Annotated in this window: 24 protein-coding genes and 2 pseudogenes; 15 read left to right on the forward strand and 11 right to left on the reverse strand. The window is 49.7% G+C overall.

What is annotated here, in order from left to right; all coding sequences use genetic code 11:
* The first annotated feature begins 63 nt into the window (after window positions 1–63).
* Window positions 64–1632, forward strand: a complete 1569-nt coding sequence (gene tyrR, locus MYB54_RS09795; RefSeq protein ID WP_039467693.1) for a transcriptional regulator TyrR — start codon at window positions 64–66, stop codon at window positions 1630–1632.
* 56 nt (window positions 1633–1688) lie between these two features.
* Here tyrR and tpx read toward each other — a convergent pair whose 3' ends face one another.
* Both tpx and mpaA read right to left on the reverse strand, forming a co-directional pair.
* Window positions 1689–2192, reverse strand: coding sequence for a thiol peroxidase (gene tpx / locus MYB54_RS09800; RefSeq protein ID WP_039496609.1), 504 nt, complete (start codon window positions 2190–2192; stop codon window positions 1689–1691).
* Window positions 2193–2271: 79 nt separating this feature from the next.
* A complete protein-coding gene (gene mpaA, locus MYB54_RS09805) occupies window positions 2272–2991 on the reverse strand; it encodes a murein tripeptide amidase MpaA (protein WP_039509627.1) in 720 nt (239 codons plus the stop codon).
* Window positions 2992–3156: 165 nt separating this feature from the next.
* Between mpaA and MYB54_RS09810 the strand changes: the two genes are divergently transcribed.
* From MYB54_RS09810 to MYB54_RS09820, 3 genes are all read left to right on the forward strand, one after another.
* On the forward strand, window positions 3157–4773 hold the full coding sequence (locus MYB54_RS09810) for a peptide ABC transporter substrate-binding protein (RefSeq protein ID WP_205546552.1): 1617 nt from the start codon (window positions 3157–3159) through the stop codon (window positions 4771–4773).
* Between the two features lie 123 nt (window positions 4774–4896).
* Window positions 4897–5880, forward strand: a complete 984-nt coding sequence (zntB, locus tag MYB54_RS09815; protein WP_039277455.1) for a zinc transporter ZntB — start codon at window positions 4897–4899, stop codon at window positions 5878–5880.
* Window positions 5881–6374: 494 nt separating this feature from the next.
* Window positions 6375–6551, forward strand: coding sequence for a hypothetical protein (locus tag MYB54_RS09820; RefSeq protein WP_199904747.1), 177 nt, complete (start codon window positions 6375–6377; stop codon window positions 6549–6551).
* 121 nt (window positions 6552–6672) lie between these two features.
* Here MYB54_RS09820 and ttcA read toward each other — a convergent pair whose 3' ends face one another.
* The 9 genes from ttcA to MYB54_RS09865 form a co-directional block, all read right to left on the reverse strand.
* Window positions 6673–7608, reverse strand: coding sequence for a tRNA 2-thiocytidine(32) synthetase TtcA (gene ttcA, locus MYB54_RS09825; protein WP_039496602.1), 936 nt, complete (start codon window positions 7606–7608; stop codon window positions 6673–6675).
* Between the two features lie 655 nt (window positions 7609–8263).
* Complete coding sequence (locus tag MYB54_RS09830; RefSeq protein ID WP_248721848.1) at window positions 8264–8437, reverse strand: hypothetical protein; 174 nt, start codon at window positions 8435–8437, stop codon at window positions 8264–8266.
* A 16-nt stretch (window positions 8438–8453) separates the two neighbouring features.
* Entirely contained in the window at window positions 8454–8873 is a 420-nt protein-coding gene (locus tag MYB54_RS09835) for a hypothetical protein (protein ID WP_240345340.1), read from the reverse strand.
* The gene (locus MYB54_RS09840) at window positions 8873–9373 is read right to left on the reverse strand and encodes a hypothetical protein (protein WP_248721849.1); all 501 of its coding nucleotides are present in this window, start codon (window positions 9371–9373) and stop codon (window positions 8873–8875) included. The genes MYB54_RS09835 and MYB54_RS09840 overlap by 1 nt, the downstream gene beginning before the upstream one ends.
* A 12-nt stretch (window positions 9374–9385) precedes the next feature.
* Window positions 9386–9532 carry a hypothetical protein gene (locus MYB54_RS09845; protein WP_014915676.1) on the reverse strand — a complete coding sequence of 49 codons (147 nt, stop codon included), beginning with the start codon at window positions 9530–9532 and terminating at the stop codon, window positions 9386–9388.
* Between the two features lie 137 nt (window positions 9533–9669).
* A complete protein-coding gene (locus MYB54_RS09850; protein ID WP_014915675.1) occupies window positions 9670–10005 on the reverse strand; it encodes a hypothetical protein in 336 nt (111 codons plus the stop codon).
* A 76-nt stretch (window positions 10006–10081) separates the two neighbouring features.
* The gene (locus tag MYB54_RS09855; protein ID WP_248721850.1) at window positions 10082–10342 is read right to left on the reverse strand and encodes a KTSC domain-containing protein; all 261 of its coding nucleotides are present in this window, start codon (window positions 10340–10342) and stop codon (window positions 10082–10084) included.
* A gap of 125 nt (window positions 10343–10467) precedes the next feature.
* A complete protein-coding gene (locus MYB54_RS09860) occupies window positions 10468–10737 on the reverse strand; it encodes a hypothetical protein (protein WP_205592946.1) in 270 nt (89 codons plus the stop codon).
* 656 nt (window positions 10738–11393) lie between these two features.
* On the reverse strand, window positions 11394–12131 hold the full coding sequence (locus MYB54_RS09865; RefSeq protein ID WP_014915670.1) for an XRE family transcriptional regulator: 738 nt from the start codon (window positions 12129–12131) through the stop codon (window positions 11394–11396).
* A gap of 108 nt (window positions 12132–12239) precedes the next feature.
* Here MYB54_RS09865 and MYB54_RS09870 point away from each other — a divergent pair.
* The 11 genes and pseudogenes from MYB54_RS09870 (at window position 12240) to MYB54_RS09920 (ending at window position 17802) form a co-directional block, all read left to right on the forward strand.
* Window positions 12240–12486: pseudogene (locus tag MYB54_RS09870) on the forward strand (transcriptional regulator).
* 16 nt (window positions 12487–12502) lie between these two features.
* Window positions 12503–12832, forward strand: coding sequence for a hypothetical protein (locus tag MYB54_RS09875; RefSeq protein ID WP_248721851.1), 330 nt, complete (start codon window positions 12503–12505; stop codon window positions 12830–12832).
* The gene (locus MYB54_RS09880; protein WP_248721852.1) at window positions 12810–12983 is read left to right on the forward strand and encodes a DUF4222 domain-containing protein; all 174 of its coding nucleotides are present in this window, start codon (window positions 12810–12812) and stop codon (window positions 12981–12983) included. The genes MYB54_RS09875 and MYB54_RS09880 overlap by 23 nt, the downstream gene beginning before the upstream one ends.
* Complete coding sequence (locus tag MYB54_RS09885; RefSeq protein ID WP_248721853.1) at window positions 12980–13906, forward strand: helix-turn-helix domain-containing protein; 927 nt, start codon at window positions 12980–12982, stop codon at window positions 13904–13906. Before MYB54_RS09880 ends, MYB54_RS09885 begins: the two co-directional genes overlap by 4 nt.
* Entirely contained in the window at window positions 13893–14711 is an 819-nt protein-coding gene (locus MYB54_RS09890) for a hypothetical protein (RefSeq protein WP_248721854.1), read from the forward strand. Before MYB54_RS09885 ends, MYB54_RS09890 begins: the two co-directional genes overlap by 14 nt.
* A gap of 215 nt (window positions 14712–14926) precedes the next feature.
* Window positions 14927–15139 (forward strand): annotated as a pseudogene (locus tag MYB54_RS09895) (DUF1367 family protein).
* Window positions 15140–15141: 2 nt separating this feature from the next.
* Complete coding sequence (locus tag MYB54_RS09900; protein ID WP_240346687.1) at window positions 15142–15447, forward strand: nuclease domain-containing protein; 306 nt, start codon at window positions 15142–15144, stop codon at window positions 15445–15447.
* Window positions 15448–15472: 25 nt separating this feature from the next.
* On the forward strand, window positions 15473–16276 hold the full coding sequence (locus MYB54_RS09905) for a hypothetical protein (RefSeq protein WP_205592941.1): 804 nt from the start codon (window positions 15473–15475) through the stop codon (window positions 16274–16276).
* A 2-nt stretch (window positions 16277–16278) separates the two neighbouring features.
* Window positions 16279–16623, forward strand: a complete 345-nt coding sequence (locus MYB54_RS09910; protein WP_248721855.1) for a VRR-NUC domain-containing protein — start codon at window positions 16279–16281, stop codon at window positions 16621–16623.
* Between the two features lie 96 nt (window positions 16624–16719).
* Entirely contained in the window at window positions 16720–16920 is a 201-nt protein-coding gene (locus MYB54_RS09915) for a hypothetical protein (RefSeq protein WP_205542295.1), read from the forward strand.
* 72 nt (window positions 16921–16992) lie between these two features.
* Window positions 16993–17802 (forward strand): TIGR02642 family protein, encoded by an 810-nt coding sequence (locus MYB54_RS09920; protein WP_014915659.1) that lies wholly within the window; start codon window positions 16993–16995, stop codon window positions 17800–17802.
* The last annotated feature ends 1 nt before the right edge of the window (window position 17803 follow it).

A 17803-nucleotide genomic window follows, 5' to 3' on the forward strand; every position in this document is an offset into this window, starting at 1 on the left:
CAAACGAAAGGGTATTATCAGTAGCAATAGCCATATCGTGTCTCTTGAAGAAGGTAGCCGTTGATGCATCTGGAAGTGATTTGTGAAGACCGCATTGGTATGGTCCGTGAATTGTTAGATCTACTTGCGTCACGCAATATTGATTTACGCGGCATTGAAATTGCGTCTATTGGTCGTATCTACCTCAATTTTGCCACCCTCGATTTTGATGATTTCCGTCTGCTGATGACGGAAATCCGCCGTATTGACAGCGTCAGCGATGTGCGTACCGTGGCATTCATGCCGTCTGAGCGCGAGCACCGGGCGTTGAATGCGCTGTTGGAATCGATGCCTGAACCTGTATTCTCGCTGGATATGAAAGGAAAGCTGGAGCTGTTTAACCCCGCGGCGCTGGCGCTGTTTGAACAATCGGCAGAGACCATCAGCGACTTGACGATTGGCAGCATGATCCCCGGTTTCAATTTCGCCAGTTGGCTGGAGAAGAGCAGCGCCGTCGTGGCGGAGCGTGTGGTGATCCGTGGTCAGGATTTCCTGCTGGAAATGACGCCCGTCCGTCTGGAAGATGATGCGGGTAAAGTGGCAACGGCGGGCGCGCTGGTGATGCTGAAATCGGCCGCTCGCATGGGCCGCCAGTTGCAGAACCTCGCCGTGAATGATGAAAATGAGTTTGATCATATCGTGGCTGTTAGTCCAAAAATGCGTCAGGTGGTTGAGCAGGCGCGCAAATTAGCGATGCTGGACGCGCCATTGCTGATCGTGGGCGATACAGGGACGGGTAAGGATATGCTGGCGCGTGCCTGCCACCTGCGCGGGCCGCGCGGCAAAAATCCTTTCCTGGCGCTGAACTGCGCGGCGTTACCCGATGACGTGATGGAGAGCGAGCTGTTCGGCCATGCGCCCGGCGCGTATCTCAACGCGCAGGAAGGCAAAAAAGGCTTCTTCGAACAGGCGAACGGCGGTTCGGTTCTGCTGGATGAAGTCGGTGAAATGTCGGCGCAGATGCAGACTAAATTGCTGCGTTTCCTGAATGACGGGACATTCCGCCGCGTCGGTGAAGATCATGAAGTCCATGTCGACGTGCGGGTGATTTGCGCGACCAAGAAAAACCTGTTGGAGCTGGTTCAGCGTGGTGAGTTCCGGGAGGATCTTTATTATCGCCTCAATGTACTCTCGCTGACGTTACCGCCGCTGCGTGAGCGTCCGGCTGATATTATGCCGTTGGCCGAGCTTTTTGTGGCGCGCTTTGCCGACGAACAAGGGATTCCTCGCCCTAAACTGGCCGCAGATGTAGAGCATTTCCTGCCGCAGTATGGCTGGCCGGGTAACGTTAGGCAACTGCGAAATACCATTTATCGCGCACTGACGCAGTTGGAAGGCAACGAACTGCATATGCAGGACATCGATCTCCCGGCGTTTTCGATTGATGCCCCACAAGATGAAACCCTGCTTGATGGCTCGCTGGACGACATCAACAAACGTTTCGAGCGTTCGGTGCTGACCCGCCTTTATCAATCTTATCCAAGCACACGTAAACTGGCGAAGCGGTTAGGCGTATCGCACACGGCGATAGCTAACAAACTGCGGGAATATGGACTCAGCCAACGCAAATCGGCAGGGGACGACGAAGAGTAAATAACAAAACGGCTGCTTGCGCAGCCGTTTTTCACGTAATTTCAGCGTAGCTTATCTTATTTCAGAACAGCCAGTGCTGCGTCGTAGTCTGGTTCAGTGGTGATTTCGTTCACCAGTTCGCTGTGCAGCACGTTGTCGTTTTCATCCAGTACAACAACCGCACGAGCAGTCAGACCTTTCAGCGCGCCATCGGCAATCGCCACACCGTAGCTTTCTTTGAACTCACCGCCACGCAGGGTAGACAGTACAACGACGTTGTTCAGACCTTCCGCGCCGCAAAAACGGGACTGCGCGAACGGCAGATCGGAAGAGATGCACAGAACAACGGTGTTATCCAGTTCAGAACCCAGTTGGTTGAATTTGCGCACGGACGTGGCACAAACACCGGTATCGATGCTTGGGAAAATGTTCAGGATTTTGCGTTTGCCAGCATAGTTGCTCAGCGGGGTATCGGACAGATCTTTAGCCACCAGAGTAAATGCCGGGGCTTTGCTTCCTTTGGCTGGGAATGACCCTGCTACTGGCACAGGATTGCCTTGAAAATGTACGTTCTGTGACATGTTTGCGTCCTTAATTACAGGTGATTAACACGCTGCTCAGTTTAGGGCAACATTAGCAACATTGGTATAAAAATTACGATTAAAATTGCTGGCTTAGCAACGCCACCATCGCTTTCAGGTAGCATTCGCTGGCAGCATCTGCCGAGACTGGCGGAAGCTCAGCGGTAATGCAATGAAGCGAACGATCGGCGCACCAACTTCCGAAAGAGCCAGGCGTGTCGTAACCGATACTTGATACTAACGGCAGTTCGCACCGCTGCGCTAACCAGCGACCGAGTTCGGAATGATGTGGATCTTCAATACACGCGAGTGGCTCATGAAAAGAGACAACCCAGTGAGGATTAAGTTTCTCAATCAGCGTGCAAAGGGCTTTTGTTTCTGGCTCTGAACCTGCCGTTTCGCCCGTGGATAGCTCGACATCGCGTTCATCTGCGGCGCTATTCCAGCGGTAGACCGTCTTCCCCGGTTGCCAGTTACTGGCCGGAAAATTGCGATTGAGATCGACACCGTTAGCGTTGGCACGCAGTCCCAACTGACAGCCATCCGGGTTCACCGCGAGAATCACATGATGGCGGCGTTGGCCTGAAAAGAGGGTGCGCAACGCGCAGGAAAGCGCCACGACTGCTGCGGTTTCATCGCCGTGTGTTCCGGCAATAATTAGCCCGCTCTCTGAGGGAGCTAATTCGGCGGGGAAATACAGCAGCGGCGCGCCCAGCAGCGATTTCCCATACGGTTCGCCCAGCGAAGGTAAATTGCCTCGTTGCTGGCGCGCCTGAAGAGGAATGATCGGGTTTTCCATGTTGTCGCCTTGTGGTTACCTATGCGTTTCATCATAAAAAAATCGGCCCAGAGACGCAAACGGCGATGCGGGCTGACAAATTGCGGGGGTATCGCTGGATGATAGCGCTGATTTCTGACTATTATATTCTTCAATCAATTCATTACGCTTTCAGGTCAAATCATCATGCACTATGGATATTCTGCATTTTATGCCGCGTTGATGGCGGCCATGACGGGCAATGCCGTCGCGGCGCAGGTTCCGGCGGGAACGGTTCTGGCTGAGAAGCAAGAAATCGTCCGCCATATTAAAGATGAGCCCGCATCTCTCGATCCGATAAAAGCGGTGGGGTTGCCCGAAGCTCAGGTGGCGCGCGATCTGTTTGAAGGGTTGGTCAATCAGGACGCGAAAGGGAACCTGGTGCCGGGTGTAGCGCTGCGCTGGCAGACGACCGATAACCGCACGTTTATCTTTACCCTACGTGATAATGCCCGCTGGTCTAACGGTGAACCCGTTACGGCAAAGGATTTTGTCTACAGCTGGCGTCGTCTGGTCACCCCTGAAAACAGCTCACCGTTCGCCTGGTTTGCTCGACTGGCGGGGATTCAGAACGCCGAGCAGATTCTCGCGGGCAAACTGCCCGTCGATCAGCTTGGCGTGACGGCCGTCAATGATCACACGCTGAAAGTGCAGCTCAGCAAGCCTGTGCCTTATTTTGTCAGCCTAACGGCGAATTTCAGCCTGTTTCCGGTGCATCAGGCCACGATAGAAAAATTTGGGAACGACTGGACGAAGCCGGGCAATCTGATTGGCAATGGCGCGTTTAAGCTGGATCAGCGCGTCGTCAATGAGAAGCTGGTGCTCACGCAGAATCAATATTATTGGGATAACGCCCACACGCGCCTGACAAAGGTGACCTTTGTTCCGATCAATCAGGAATCGAACGCGACGAAGCGCTATCTGTCTGGGGATATCGATATCACCGAGTCGTTTCCTAAAAACCTGTACCAGAAACTGCTGAAAGACTTGCCCGGCCAGGTTTATACGCCAGATCAGCTTGGCACCTATTATTACGCGTTTAACACGCAGCGTGCGCCGACCAATGACGTACGAGTGCGAAAAGCGTTGTCTTACGCCATTGATCGTAAAGTGATTGCGGAAAAAGTATTGGGTACGGGGGAAAAGCCGGCCTGGCATTTTACGCCGGATGTTACCGCGGGCTTCAAACCGACGGAAAGCCTGTTGCAGCAATATTCTCAGGATGAGCTGGACGCGCAGGCAAAAGCGCTGATGGCAGCGGCGGGCTATGGCCCAAACAATCCGCTGAAATTATCGCTGCTGTACAACACGTCGGAAAGCCATCAGAAGATCGCGATTGCGGTGGCCTCCATGTGGAAGAAAACGCTGGGGGTAGACGTGCGTTTGTCCAATCAAGAGTGGCAAACCTATATCGACAGCCGCAACAGCGGTAATTTTGACGTCGTGCGAGCGTCCTGGGTCGGTGACTACAATGAACCATCGACATTCCTCTCACTGCTTGCCTCGCACCACAGTGGGAATATCGCGCGCTTTAAAAATGCGAATTACGATCGCGTTCTGGATGAAGCGGGCAATCAGACTAACCCGCAGGCGCTGAATGCGGACTACAACCGGGCAGAGCAGATCTTGATGGATGAAGCACCGATTGCGCCGATCTATCAATACACCAACGGACGCTTGATCAAGCCGTGGGTGAAGGGCTATCCGATTACTAACCCGGAAGACGTGGCATACAGCCACATGCTTTACATCGAAAAGCATTAAGTACCGTAGTCATACATTGAGTGATGTAGTAATAAAGCCGGAGCGATCGTGATGGTCGCTCCGGCTGGCAGAGTACAACACTGATAGCAAAAGAGCTGATAGCAAAACCGTTGGAGGCAAGACGTGGAATCCTTGGCAGGAAAAGAGTTGCAACACAGCGGTGCGGTTCATGCGTATCAGTTGGATGGAAAAGGGGGCGTGACTCCGATTGGCGAGCAGGATGTGGTTAACAGTGAGAAGCCCTGCTGGCTACACCTGGATTCAACCTTGCCTGCCAGCGTGCGCTGGTTGAATAAAACGATGCTGGTGCCAGATAGCGTACGCAATGCGTTGGCGGGGGAAAGCGCTCGTCCCAGAGTGACGCGTTTGGGTGAAGGTACACTGATCACCCTGCGCAGCATTAACCTAAATGCCAATGCGCGACCGGATCAACTGGTGGCCGTTCGGGTATTCATTACCGACAAACTGATTATTTCTACCCGACGCCGTAAAGTTCTGGCTATCGATGAGATTCTCACCGACCTGAAGGAAGGTAACGGCCCGACTGACAGCGGTAGCTGGCTGGTCTCCATTGCGGAATCGTTGACCGATCATACCAGCGAGTTTATTGATGATTTGCATGAGAAAATCATCGATCTGGAAGAGGATTTGCTGGAGCAAAAAATTCCGCCGCGCGGCGAGCTGGCGCTGATTCGCAAACAGCTTATCGTGTTACGCCGCTATATGACGCCACAGCGTGACGTATTTTCGCGTATTTCCGGCGAGAAACTGCCCTGGATGCAGGATGACGATCGCCGCAGAATGCAGGAAATTGCCGATCGATTGGGGCGTGGGCTGGAAGATTTGGATGCCAGTATTGCGCGCACCACGGTACTGTCGGATGAAATCACTGCGCTGATGACCGAAGCGATGAACCGCCGCACCTATACGATGTCACTTTTAGCGATGGTTTTCCTGCCGACGACGTTCTTAACTGGGCTATTCGGCGTCAACTTAGGGGGAATTCCCGGCGGCGATGCACCGTTTGGTTTTTTCACGTTCTGCCTGATGTTGGTGATATTGGTGGGCGGCGTTGCGTGGTGGTTAAAACGCAGTAAATGGTTATAACGACTTGCGGCGAGTGGATGCGCAGATAATCACAAACTGTGGCGAACGACTAAAAAACCACGCGTAAATTGAGCAATATCAACATTTTTTACCCTGTTGTGCGGCACTATCATCCCCGCAGGTGAATGCAACGTCAAGCGATGGGCGTTGCGCTCCATATTGTCTTACTTCCTTTTTTGAATTACTGCATAGCACAATTGATTCACACCATGCCGACAGTTTTGTCGGCTTTTTTTTTGCCCTTCGATCCTGACCTTTTCCGTTATCCTTCAAGCGACGTTGTAAAATGCCTTTGGCATTTTATTATGGTGGGCTAACGCGCCACACCCTTCGGGCCGTCGCAAGCGACGTTATAAAATGCCTTTGGCATTTTATTCATTAGCTTACTACGCTTAAAGGGACGCGCTGGCGTTGTTTGACCAGCCGTAACGCATGTCTGTACTGCTTCAGTAGCTGGATTTGCCTTAACATTATCCAACACCGAGGAGGAAAATATGCTCACTCAAGACGCAAAGGATTATCTGCAAGCTGACACGGTTCCGGTTGAACCGATTCCCATTATACCGAACGATCCGACACCTCGTCCGCTTCCCGATCCTCCGCCCATTCCTGACCCTCCACCGACAGGGCCGGAACACGAACCTGTCACTGAACCACCGCAAGCCCGATAGCGGCGCTCTACGTGGCAGAACATGGCAATAAAAAACACGGTGGTGAAACAGCAACCGCTGCTTCTTGCCACCGTGTCTCTATTCTTTAGGGTAATGCCATTCCTGCACTGGAATGTCGCGCTTATTTTATTTCCAGCACGTCAAGGCGGGTCACGGATGGCGCGTCATCGTCATCTTCCGGCTGCCAGCCAACGGGCTGTAACGGCAGTTCTTCACGGTCAAAAGCCAGATCGCCACCATCCACCACGTCGCTACCGTGGCGAATGCCTTTAAAATCGAACAGCGCATGATCGGCAAGATGAGAAGGTACAACGTTCTGCATGGCGCTGAACATGGTCTCAATACGGCCAGGATAGCGTTTGTCCCAGTCGCGCAGCATGTCTTTAATCACCTGACGTTGCAGATTTGGCTGCGATCCGCACAGGTTGCACGGAATAATCGGATATTGACGGGCTTCAGCAAAGCGTTCGATATCTTTTTCGCGGCAGTAGGCGAGAGGGCGGATGACGATATGCTTACCATCGTCGCTCATCAGCTTCGGCGGCATGCCTTTCAGTTTCCCGCCGTAGAACATGTTCAGGAACAGCGTTTGCAGGATATCGTCGCGGTGGTGACCAAGAGCGATTTTTGTTGCGCCGAGCTCCGTCGCGGTACGATACAGAATCCCGCGGCGCAGACGTGAACATAGTGAGCAGGTGGTTTTCCCTTCTGGAATCTTGTCTTTCACAATCCCGTAGGTATTTTCTTCGACGATCTTGTACTCCACGCCGATGCTATCGAGGTATTGCGGCAGAACGTGCTCCGGGAACCCCGGCTGCTTCTGATCCAGATTCACCGCAACCAGAGAAAAGTTAATCGGCGCGCTCTGTTGCAGATTGCGCAAAATTTCCAGCATGGTGAAGCTATCTTTCCCGCCGGACAGGCACACCATGATGCGGTCGCCATCTTCGATCATATTGAAATCAGCGATAGCTTCGCCGACGTTACGCCGCAGGCGCTTTTGCAATTTGTTGAGGTTGTATTGTTGTTTCTGGTTAATCTGTTGATTTTCTGACATTTTTACCTGTGCTCGTTGCAAAAAGCGTTGCGGATGGAAAACGGTTCAGCGCAGACGCCAACACGGCCTGCACGATCATGGCGTGTATGGTACGGATTACGGCGACGAATACCAGATCGTTTTACAGTGGTGTATCAGAATTACTCGATGGACGAGAAAGAGTAACTAATGTTTTGCTCACCTTTGCGCGCTTGAGGTAGAAAAATGAAGCGTAATTGATGGGTTTCGGTAAGGCCATATTCTCTGTGGTGATAGACAATATCGTTCGCACACTGGTTCCCCGTGATTTTCATTTGAGAATGAAGCGCTTCCAGTGCCGGTTTAAGCAAGGTAACTGTACGGATTCCTGCCTTTTTTAGGAGGCCCAAAGTGGCCGAGGATGGTTAAATTACGTGAGATATGGATAACACCGGCATCCAGATCGATATCTTCCCAAGTCAATGCAACTAACTCACCATGCCGCAGCTCCGTATTTTGGTCGTTTGGTCTATTTAAGGAAGGGAATTAGGTTAGTTAGTGAGGTACTGATATGTCTAAACACAATTAGGGTTGGTGTTTAAATTATTATTTTGGATTTTTATAATAGTGTTGCATCAAATTTATTTTCTGATGCAACCATGGTTTTTTGTTATTTTTTTACTTTTATTAATTTCCCTTAATTTTCCATTGAGTTAGAAAAAGCACCCCATGAAACACGGTATTTATTTACTGAGTCTCCAGATGGTAGCCATTCGATGTTTCCTTTGCTGATTAATACGGTTCCCAGCTTTTCTAACTTCAACCTTGATGTTTCTACAACAGTGTTTTTTTCAGTGGTGTTATTGGTCATTGGTCAGTCTTTATGATCACATTTCTTTTGTTAAGCGATTCAAAATCACTGCTTTAGATGGCAACGGCAGTTGTTGAGCCAGTTGCCATTGTTTGCGCTGAACTTGGGTTTTACGTGCCAGCAGTTTACGGATATCGCCTACCGGGATACTGGTGTCTTTGGCGATCTCGTTTTCGTTGATGCCACGGCGGTGCAACTGATAAATGCTGAGCATGATGGATGACGAGTAATTACGCCGTGCGCCAATATGTAGCGTTATTGGTTGCTGTTTCTGAGGGCTATAGCCGGTATCAATGGGCTTAGGCTCCGGTTTATATGGTTCCCCCGTACGTATTGATGACCGGGTGCGCATGCGGTAAATGATGACTGGCAGCCAGTTACATTTGTCGTCTTCTGGCTTAAACAACGCGCCAATAGGGTTAAATTCTTCGTCCATTATGCGGCCTCGCTCTGTTTTTGTGCCAATTCCCAACCCTTTACCAGTCCCATGCACTTCGCATGTACCTGACGGGCCGTGCTGATTCCAAAACCTTTTACTTTCTCGGCCAGCGCATCCGGTGTGCGGCGCACCACATCAAACAGCGAGTGAATGCCCGTTGCGCTGAGTAGGTCGAGGTGCTGCTCTTTCAACGGGAGCGAACCGGCTAACACGGATTCTGTCCATTCAGCACGACGAACTAAGTGAGGATGCGTTTCTTCCAGCAGTTCACGAATTCGTGCGGTAATGGCTTCCGTTAAGCCTTCCGGCCATGAGTCTTTGAAGTTTGCTACCGTGGGGTAGATTGGCACCGCCCATTCCGACACTGACACGATCATGCCGATACAGATGGTGCTGCGGATCTCAAGGTGCCAGTCGATATCGTTCAATGCTTTAGTGGTCAGGTCGCTTTCGGCTGCCGGCGGTAGCGCCGACGTGGTCATTGTGTTGCTGGTCATGGTCAGTCCTTATTACAGAATTAACGACAAAACAGAAAATGCAGCGAGGGTGATGATGATAGGAAACATCACGCTATTGTTTTGCTGTGGATTTTGGTGAATATTGTTGCTGCCAATACGGTGCCGGTACTGGATATATTTAACGGAACGGATGGTCATGATATGATTCTCCGGATCGGGTTGGTCCCCGATCAACTGCTGATGACTATGGTCATTGGTCAGTCCTTATGGTCAACGGTTTGGTCGCTGTTGACCGGGATAGCCCCGGTACAAACTGGGGCTTTTCTCTTTTTCGGTTACCAGAGAAATTCATCAGGTACGCTGTTCTCTTCAGCATCGATCTCACTGATACGCTCAGTGGCCACCGTCATGAAAAACAACCTTTCCTGAAACTCGCCCAAACACTCAGCCATTTCCGGCGATTCGACTAATCGAAGAATTGGCCGTTTCTCAATGCCAGAAACGCACTCTGATACGATGAGTTGTTTCAGGCGATCGGTAAAATTTCCGTTTTGGTGCAGTAACTCAATGCGTTCTTCCAGTACTGCCTTTTCCATAGGGTTGGTATGTAACTTGCGCTCATACCGTTCAAGCCGCTCCTCCAGCATTCGTTGGTAGTTGTATTCGCTCATCAGAAACCTCGCTTTTTGCCGATAAACTTACTCATGCGCTCTGTATGAGCGGAGCGCATGGTGAAGGCCTACTTAGTTACTCTTCGGTCTTTTCCTCATTGATGCGCTGATAAGGGAAGCGGTCGGTGTGAGGTTTGATGTTGCGATAGAAGTGGCTGCCAACTGAATCAGCGCCGGAGAACGCGGCGAAATCGTCGGCGCTCACGTTGCTGTAGTGGTACAGGCTGCCCGGCGCATCGCCGCGACCGTTGAAACGAATAGCCAGCGTATTGGTCACTGGAGCGTGACCGATGCTGTGGATCTGGGATGATTTAACGGGAGTCATGTTGATGGTCACTGGTGAGTCCTTGATCGAAAGAAATAAAAAAGCCACCCGAAGGTGGCTGTGGTTGCCCTGGTGAGGCGTAAAACTCGCTTTTCAGGCGAAAAAAAAGCCCACCGAAGTGAGCTTGATTGAGGTATTTAGTAAACGCCGCGTGGAATTTTGCTGCTGCTGCGCATTTTCTGGCGCCCGACCGCTGAGTAACCAACGTAACGATCGGGATCGCTACCGGCGCGGGCTTTAACTGAACGCAACTTTTTAGGTTGAGCAGGGGCTGGCATTGATTCGCGGCAAGCTGTAACCGCTAACGCTTTTGCTACGCGATCACTTTTACGCTGGGTAATGCGTTGAAGGTTTTCTACGCACTGGCGAGCATTTGCTGTACGGCGTTTTTTACGTAGTTTGGTCATTGGTCAGTCCTTATTCTTTGGTTTTCTTTGGTGGTGTGATGGCCGGCGTTGATTTCCGACTTGTCTTACAGCCTGTCTTTTCTCGCAACCATTGGGCTCGTTACGCCCGCGAATCAGCCTACGCATTCACTACACCCCAAAGAAAACCAGTCACACTCTCGCAGTAGCCGCACCCATGCCCTTGAGTCTCTGCCGCTCAATCGGCGCTAATAACCGATGCGCTTCTGGCTGTTCGCGCTGTTACTTCATCTTGGCGTCCTCCAATGTTGGTAACGCTCATGTTTAGCCGTAGCCGTCGCACCGGTACATGCAGACCGTTGTTATGTGTAACTTAACCTGATTTTTAAAGAGCGTACCCGCTTGGGATAAAACCAATATAACCAAAACTATTTTTAATGTAAATAACTTTGGTTGTTTTTGTGGTTGTTTTCTTGGTTTTTAGAAGCTAATGCTGATGCGAATTTATGCAGGAAGTTGTGATGTGGTTGAGGAGCGTTAGCAAAAAGAAATAACCCCAGCTAAGTGCACTGGGGTGATAAGCATTCAAGCGGCAAGTATTTCAAGCCATTTATGACGAGCAGAGAAGGGGAGAACGTGGCTGGTTTCGTTAAAAAGCCTTTCTACAGTAAAGAATGTGATCAATTTCCGACATTAGGCTATAGCAACACCGAATACCAAAACACTCGCCCGATAATCTCCAGCTCGGATTCATAGGATTCTTCATCCGTGTCTCGGTTAAAGCTATGGATCACAACAACGCCGCCAGGCTTGCGGTAAAGCTGCTTAATGCGCTTCAGCTTGTCGTTACCACCGCCTTCCTGAGCAATGGCGTAAATTTTACCGTCAACGATGCGCTTATTGTTGGTATCAACGGCGACAGTGGTGCCGTCTGGGATCATCGGCTCCATGCTGTCACCTGTCACAGGGAAGCAGAGCACACCTGAACCGTCGGTATTCGCGCCAACCTTGCGTAAGGTAGATTTGGAAAAGCGGAGCTTAAAGCCGTTGTAGTCATCGTCCTGAATGCGCCCGTCACCACAAGCAAACTCGATATCCCTAAGAAAAGGCACTTCTACTTCATCCTCTGATAACGCCGTATTACTGTCCCAGGCTGCTACTGTGCCCCATTCTGACTTAGGTGGTACGGAGGATTCTCGCTGCGCTGGTATTGAACCACCAGCACGCATTGGTCCCTCTCCGCCAGATAGCCATTCCGGCCGGACATTGAGAGCTTTTGATATTTCCAGTAATTTCCGAGGGTTTTGGGTCTTACCCGTGGTCATCTTCCACACACTTGGCTGTTTAATACCAATAGCATCCGCAAGGGTTGGTTGATTAACCCCTGATTCCCTCATGGCCAAGTTCAGCCTGTCTGCAAACGTCTCTTTTTTCATAGGTATGAAATTATAGCTATAGCTATTTTTAGTCAAATAGCTATGGTTATTTACTTTGCGAATAGCTTTGGTTATTCTTTGTTGTGAATTAAAACTATAGGTTTATTTATGTCTACCAGCGCTATCTCCGAGGCCATTGAGCTTATCGGCAGTCAGCAGAAGTTAGCCACAGCCTGCGGTGTTAAGCAGCCTACCGTTTGGGCGTGGCTACACGGAAAGAAAAAGGTATCTGCTGAAAATGCCAAACGCATTGAAATTGCAACAAACGGTGCTATCCCCAGCGTACCAAGTTCGCCCAGATCTTCCGCATTTATTTCCGCACCCTGACCAAGTGCAAAATTTGGAAAAGCAGTAAAATTAAGGACTAACCAATGATCACAATACGTCAACCTGCCGGACCAACGGCAGGGGCCGCGATCGCTTCTGGCGTTCGCAAGGAATTGCTTTCCCGCAAGAAAGTGGGCAAGGCTGGCTTACCGTTCCATGTTGTACGGGAAGACCAGATCAAAACCCGCGGATCTGCCAATCCCCGACTGGTTGCCGAGATCGTCGGCAAAAAGCTTGATATTGCCGGTGATGAAACTCGGCGCTTGGCAATCACAGGGGCTTTTTCCGGTATGGCGCAGGCGTTTTATTCCCGCCAACAGCCTCCGGCAGAAACGGACACGGCAGGCGATCATGACACATGTTCAGCCTCTTGACAGACGCTATCGAGATCAGCGCGGCGTGATTGTGCATGTGACGGGATATGACCGAGCCAACAAGCAGGTGATTTTTATGCGTTCTGGCTATGAGCATGAGTGCAGCCAGCCGCTGTGGAAATTTCAGAAATATTATGCGGAGGTCAAATGAGCAGCAAGTTAACCGGCCACGTATGGGAAGCGTGTGCCGCCAATGGCATCAAAAATACAAAACTTCTGATCATGGTGCGTTTGGCTGATTACTCGAATGATGACGGTATCAGTTATCCCAGTGTGGAAACCATTGCCCGACAGTTAGGCGCGGGGGAAAGCACTATTCGTGGCGCAATGGCCGAGCTGGAAGAGGCGGGTTGGTTATATCGTGAAGGTCGCCGTAAAGGTAACCGTAATACCTCCAATCTTTATTACCTGAACGCAGAGCGATTGGAAGACGTTGCTTTACGGGAAATCGCCAAAGTTAAAGCGGCCAGACTGGTTAAACGGGTATCAAATTCTCACCCTCCAGAATCTGACGGTTCAAAATCTGACCCGCTGAAATCTGGAGGTTCAAACGGTTTTCACCCTCCAGAATCTGGCGCTAAAGCGTGTTTTGACCCTCCAGAATCTGGAGGCGATCCACAAGTAAATTCAAAACATGATCCACAAGTAAATTCAAAACATGAATCACAAGGTACGCCCGCACGAAAAATCGCGCTGAAATCACCACTGGCTGGATTCGATTTTTCTGCGTTCCCGACATTGCCCTGCGGTCAGGTCTGGGGGGATTACGTGAAGCACCGTAACGCTAAACGGGCCCCGATCACGCAAACCGTTGTGAATATTCTCGGCCAAGAGCTGGCGAAAGCCGTTAACGCTGGCTGGACTGTTGATCAGGCTTTGGGTGAAGCGATGGCCGCTGGCTGGCAGGGATTGAAGTTTGAATGGCTGGTGAATCGCAATCAGGCTGTGCGCAGCGCAGCACCGTTGAACAAACAGGAGGCGCTTGAAGCCCGTAACGCGCAGGCGTTCGAAGAGTGGCTACAGGAGGAAGCGCAGGCGCTGGAGAACCGAGGAGATATCGATGGTCGCTACTGACGAACACATTGAGCTGGCGGCGAAGCGTGAATTTGCTGAGCTGCTGAAAGCGACACTGGCCGTGTACGGTAAGGATTCATCGAAAGCCGTGATCCGCCTGTATTGGAATGCTATCGGTTCATTCGATATCGGTCTGATTCGACAGGCGCTCAGCCAGTGGATCACCGATCCTGAGCAGGGGCGCTATGCACCAAAGCCCGCCGACATCATTCGCAACATCCAGCGGCTCATCGGCCGGCCGTCATGGGTTAGCGCTAATGAGGCGTGGGCAATCGCGCTGCCTGCACAGGATGAGGCCAATACACTGATTTGGACAGCGGAAATGGCTCAGGCATGGCGCGTTGCTGAACCTGTTTTCGCTGATGGTGATCGTGTTGGGGCTCGTATGGCGTTTATCGCTGCTTATGACCGCCTGGTTGCAACCGCTCAGTCTTCTGGCGCCTTGCCGCAGTGGACGGTTTCGGAAGGCTGGGACAAAGGGGCTGTGAAAGGTGCGATAGAACAGGCCGTTAACGCAGGGTTATTACCCGCACCGGACGCCACGCGATATTTATCACCGCACGTCAGCTTGCCACCGCCAAAGGTGGACAGAGGAAAGCAGGATGGAATGCTGACAAAAATTCAGGCATTCGCTGGGATATTGCTGGATCAGAAAGAGCAACGGGAAGCGCAGGAACGGCACGAACGGGAGGAGCGACGAGCACAAGCAAACAAGGAATTAGATAAGCGCTACCAAGACGAGTTACGCCGGGCTGCTAACCACAGCACAACGGATGAAAACCAAGAAATAAGGGCTGACCAATGAGTATGACGTGTAAAAATGCACTGATTTATCGCTGTCGAGCGATGTAATGCTTGGTGATCTGGAAGAGAAACTGGCTCCGTTTGCCTTCACCCCATGCGGTAGCTAGGACAGAGAAAAAACGGGCTGGATATCGCCTATTTGTCCGCTGCTCGATGTGCCGCCAGCGTTTTGATCCTGAAGCTGTTAAAACCAAAGATGCTTACTTGAATCACGTCATGGTAAAGGCCGGATTCTACGATCTGACACCTAATCCTGATGGTGGCACGCTTAAACAGCGTTAGAGCATTGCATTCGTCAACATGGGGCAAGAGAAGTTCGACAAGGTTTACCGCGGCGTATTTGGCGTGATCTGGAACGAGACGCTGAGCCAGTATTTTGCTGATCAATATGAAATAGAACAAGTCGTTAGCCAACTGATGAGCTTTTGATTATGATAAGAAAATCTCCTGCATTCAGAAGTAAAGCGTTACGTGAGTCTGCCCGAAGGCAGGCTTGTACGTTGCAGATCTCTGGCATCTGCAACGGCAATCTAGAAACAACGGTATTGTGCCATCTCCCCAGCCCTACGCATGGTATGGGGTATAAAAGCGATGACTTCTGGGCTGTATATGGCTGCTCATCTTGTCACGATGTGATTGATGGGCGCGTGTCGTATGACTGGCGGGCGGGGGAGAAAGCAGAGGTTTTGCTTCAAGCTCTGTATCTGACTATAAAACAATGGTTGGATTTACTGTGAAATATATAAATAAGAGATAATCATCTTGGATAAATTACTTACTAAGGCAAGGCATAGCCTATTAATTGTATCTTTTTTAGGTGTTGTTTTTTCTCTTACTGGAGCATCTTTTACTGGGCAATCAGCGATAGCTTCCTATTTGGGATTAAAATTTTCTGATGTGAGTGGTTTTAAGTGGGTGTATTTAATAGTTCTCTTATACACACTTATTAGGTATGGGATTTATTATCATAAAGATTTTATAGAATTAATGGCTGGTTCAATGAAGCGCTCTATAAAGAGGCCGTTAATAAAACTTGCTTTAAGGAAGGTGATGGTGGACATATCTAATGGGAAAGGGGCTGAATATTCATATGGATTTTTAGATGATAAAGAAAAAGAAGCTAATGGTTGTTTTGTTTTGTATTCAACTGATTTTGATGGCTATGATGCAAGTTTTTCATGTGAGGTGATATTTAATATCTCCAATAGTAGAATTAATGACTTATGTACCCTTACAATATCAAATAACTCTGATTTTTCCACAGATAATGTTAATGGTCTGAGATACCTTAAATTGTATTCAGCGAGGCAATGTTTTAATGGGAATATGGGGCCTGATGGTACAGAGTATGTATATATCATAAAGGGATTTAGTTGGATTGGGGTTTTTATTATAGTTTTTGGGATGATTTCTTTTATCTATGACTCATTAACTAGGATCGATTTTTTTGAATACACAGTTCCATTAGTCTCTGCAATTATTGCTTTTATTATGACCATTGAGTATTTCTTTTTCTCGGAAAAAACGTTGGGCACATTACCATTAATTTTCAATGGTTTCATTTAACAATGCTGCCTAACTTAATTAGCGCTCTAAATACTATTGGCACCAATGCCAAACTGAAGTTCCGTAACGGTAAGGTAACTAAAGTCTCTCACCAGGCCGAATTGGAGGAGCAAGTAGCGTTGATTGAGTGGGCAGATAAGACTGTGATCGACGGTATTAAGATCGGGGATTATCTGCTGCATATCCCAAATGAGGGAAAACGTGGGCCGAAGGCGGCTCGTGATGCAAAGCGGCTTGGTGTTCGTGCTGGTGTGCCAGATCTGTTTCTGGCACTTCCTCACGGTGGATATTCAGGTTTGTGGATTGAGATGAAAGCAAACTATCGGCTCAGCAAGAGGTTTGGTTGAAGCGATTGGAAGATGCTGGTTATCGAGCTGTTTGTTGTTTTGGATTTAATCAAGCATCAAGTGCCATCAGTGAATATATAAAACGTGGGAATGAAAATGTGCCGTATTGAAGTGGAAAAAGACGGAGTTATTTATGCTGCTGAGTATTTCTGTGAAGATAATGAAATATCTGTGATTGGTAATGGAGCAATCGAAATTATTTTCATGAATGGCATGCGGGAAGCACATGCTGCCAAAACTGGGTTAAGAAATTTAATTAGACAAGGAAAAGCATTTACTAAAAACGAGTTAGAATAATCACTCATTCCTTGTAAGTTGCTTTTCTGTTTATACAATCAGCCTGATGATATCACTCTCAGGACTGACCAAATGACCATAGCTATAGAACAACTTATCAAGATGCACGATCCGCGCTGTATGAGTATTGAATCACTGAATGTGGGGCGCGGGCGTGCAATTCTCTCCAAAGAGCAAATACTGGCAGCATTTGCCACGACTCAGCACCGCCATTCCATTGGCTTTGATTTGCTAATGGCAAAATATCGTCACGATAGCCAGGCAGAACAGCGTATTCGAGCTGCTATATCTAACTGGGTAAACACTCCAAACCACTTTATGCACTCAGATCCTGCTTGTCAGTTGGCGCTAAATATGGTGCTTGAGCGCAATCTTCCTGCGCAAATCGATCATATCGCCGGGCTGCTGCGCAGATACGGCACTAAAGCGGCGCAGTCGCGCAAGAATACTGATGCATTGCGTGCAGAGATAAAGCAGCTTGAAAGGCAGCGCTGCCGCGAGAAGGTGAGACATGCCGATTACATCAGCGCGGGGATAGAAATCGCCGAGCTAAATGACCGAATCGGTCATGAGCGTAAAGCGTTACGGGAATGGTCGGAACGCCAGGCGGCGCAATTGAATGTCTGCCCACGCTGTAACGGAACGGGGAAAACGCTACGCCCGGCCATTGCCGTGTGTAATGAATGTGGCGGCAACGGGCATATTGCGGCGACGTTTGAGCATTTGCGTAAATCGCTGGCTATCATAGGGACGGTGATATCTGCCAGTGAATGGCCGCAATATCTGGATCTGGTTAAACGCTGTATGCACTGGTTGTATATTGAAGAGTCTCAGGCGGTGAGTGCTCTCAGCACTAAAATTCATGATGAAATGGAGGCATGAC

This window comes from Pectobacterium nicotianae, from assembly GCF_023272715.1.
GTDB classification, from domain to species: domain Bacteria; phylum Pseudomonadota; class Gammaproteobacteria; order Enterobacterales; family Enterobacteriaceae; genus Pectobacterium; species Pectobacterium brasiliense.

Bases quoted from the DNA above. Each gene is read 5' to 3' on its own strand.
- tyrR (WP_039467693.1), top strand. From the start codon at position 64: ATGCATCTGGAAGTGATTTGTGAAGACCGCATTGGTATGGTCCGTGAA.
- tpx (WP_039496609.1), bottom strand. From the start codon at position 2,192: ATGTCACAGAACGTACATTTTCAAGGCAATCCTGTGCCAGTAGCAGGG.
- mpaA (WP_039509627.1), bottom strand. From the start codon at position 2,991: ATGGAAAACCCGATCATTCCTCTTCAGGCGCGCCAGCAACGAGGCAAT.
- MYB54_RS09810 (WP_205546552.1), top strand. From the start codon at position 3,157: ATGCACTATGGATATTCTGCATTTTATGCCGCGTTGATGGCGGCCATG.
- MYB54_RS09820 (WP_199904747.1), top strand. From the start codon at position 6,375: ATGCTCACTCAAGACGCAAAGGATTATCTGCAAGCTGACACGGTTCCG.
- ttcA (WP_039496602.1), bottom strand. From the start codon at position 7,608: ATGTCAGAAAATCAACAGATTAACCAGAAACAACAATACAACCTCAAC.
- MYB54_RS09830 (WP_248721848.1), bottom strand. From the start codon at position 8,437: ATGACCAATAACACCACTGAAAAAAACACTGTTGTAGAAACATCAAGG.
- MYB54_RS09835 (WP_240345340.1), bottom strand. From the start codon at position 8,873: ATGGACGAAGAATTTAACCCTATTGGCGCGTTGTTTAAGCCAGAAGAC.
- MYB54_RS09840 (WP_248721849.1), bottom strand. From the start codon at position 9,373: ATGACCAGCAACACAATGACCACGTCGGCGCTACCGCCGGCAGCCGAA.
- MYB54_RS09845 (WP_014915676.1), bottom strand. From the start codon at position 9,532: ATGACCATCCGTTCCGTTAAATATATCCAGTACCGGCACCGTATTGGC.
- MYB54_RS09850 (WP_014915675.1), bottom strand. From the start codon at position 10,005: ATGAGCGAATACAACTACCAACGAATGCTGGAGGAGCGGCTTGAACGG.
- MYB54_RS09860 (WP_205592946.1), bottom strand. From the start codon at position 10,737: ATGACCAAACTACGTAAAAAACGCCGTACAGCAAATGCTCGCCAGTGC.
- MYB54_RS09865 (WP_014915670.1), bottom strand. From the start codon at position 12,131: ATGAAAAAAGAGACGTTTGCAGACAGGCTGAACTTGGCCATGAGGGAA.
- MYB54_RS09875 (WP_248721851.1), top strand. From the start codon at position 12,503: ATGATCACAATACGTCAACCTGCCGGACCAACGGCAGGGGCCGCGATC.
- MYB54_RS09880 (WP_248721852.1), top strand. From the start codon at position 12,810: ATGACACATGTTCAGCCTCTTGACAGACGCTATCGAGATCAGCGCGGC.
- MYB54_RS09885 (WP_248721853.1), top strand. From the start codon at position 12,980: ATGAGCAGCAAGTTAACCGGCCACGTATGGGAAGCGTGTGCCGCCAAT.
- MYB54_RS09890 (WP_248721854.1), top strand. From the start codon at position 13,893: ATGGTCGCTACTGACGAACACATTGAGCTGGCGGCGAAGCGTGAATTT.
- MYB54_RS09900 (WP_240346687.1), top strand. From the start codon at position 15,142: ATGATAAGAAAATCTCCTGCATTCAGAAGTAAAGCGTTACGTGAGTCT.
- MYB54_RS09910 (WP_248721855.1), top strand. From the start codon at position 16,279: ATGCTGCCTAACTTAATTAGCGCTCTAAATACTATTGGCACCAATGCC.
- MYB54_RS09915 (WP_205542295.1), top strand. From the start codon at position 16,720: ATGTGCCGTATTGAAGTGGAAAAAGACGGAGTTATTTATGCTGCTGAG.
- MYB54_RS09920 (WP_014915659.1), top strand. From the start codon at position 16,993: ATGACCATAGCTATAGAACAACTTATCAAGATGCACGATCCGCGCTGT.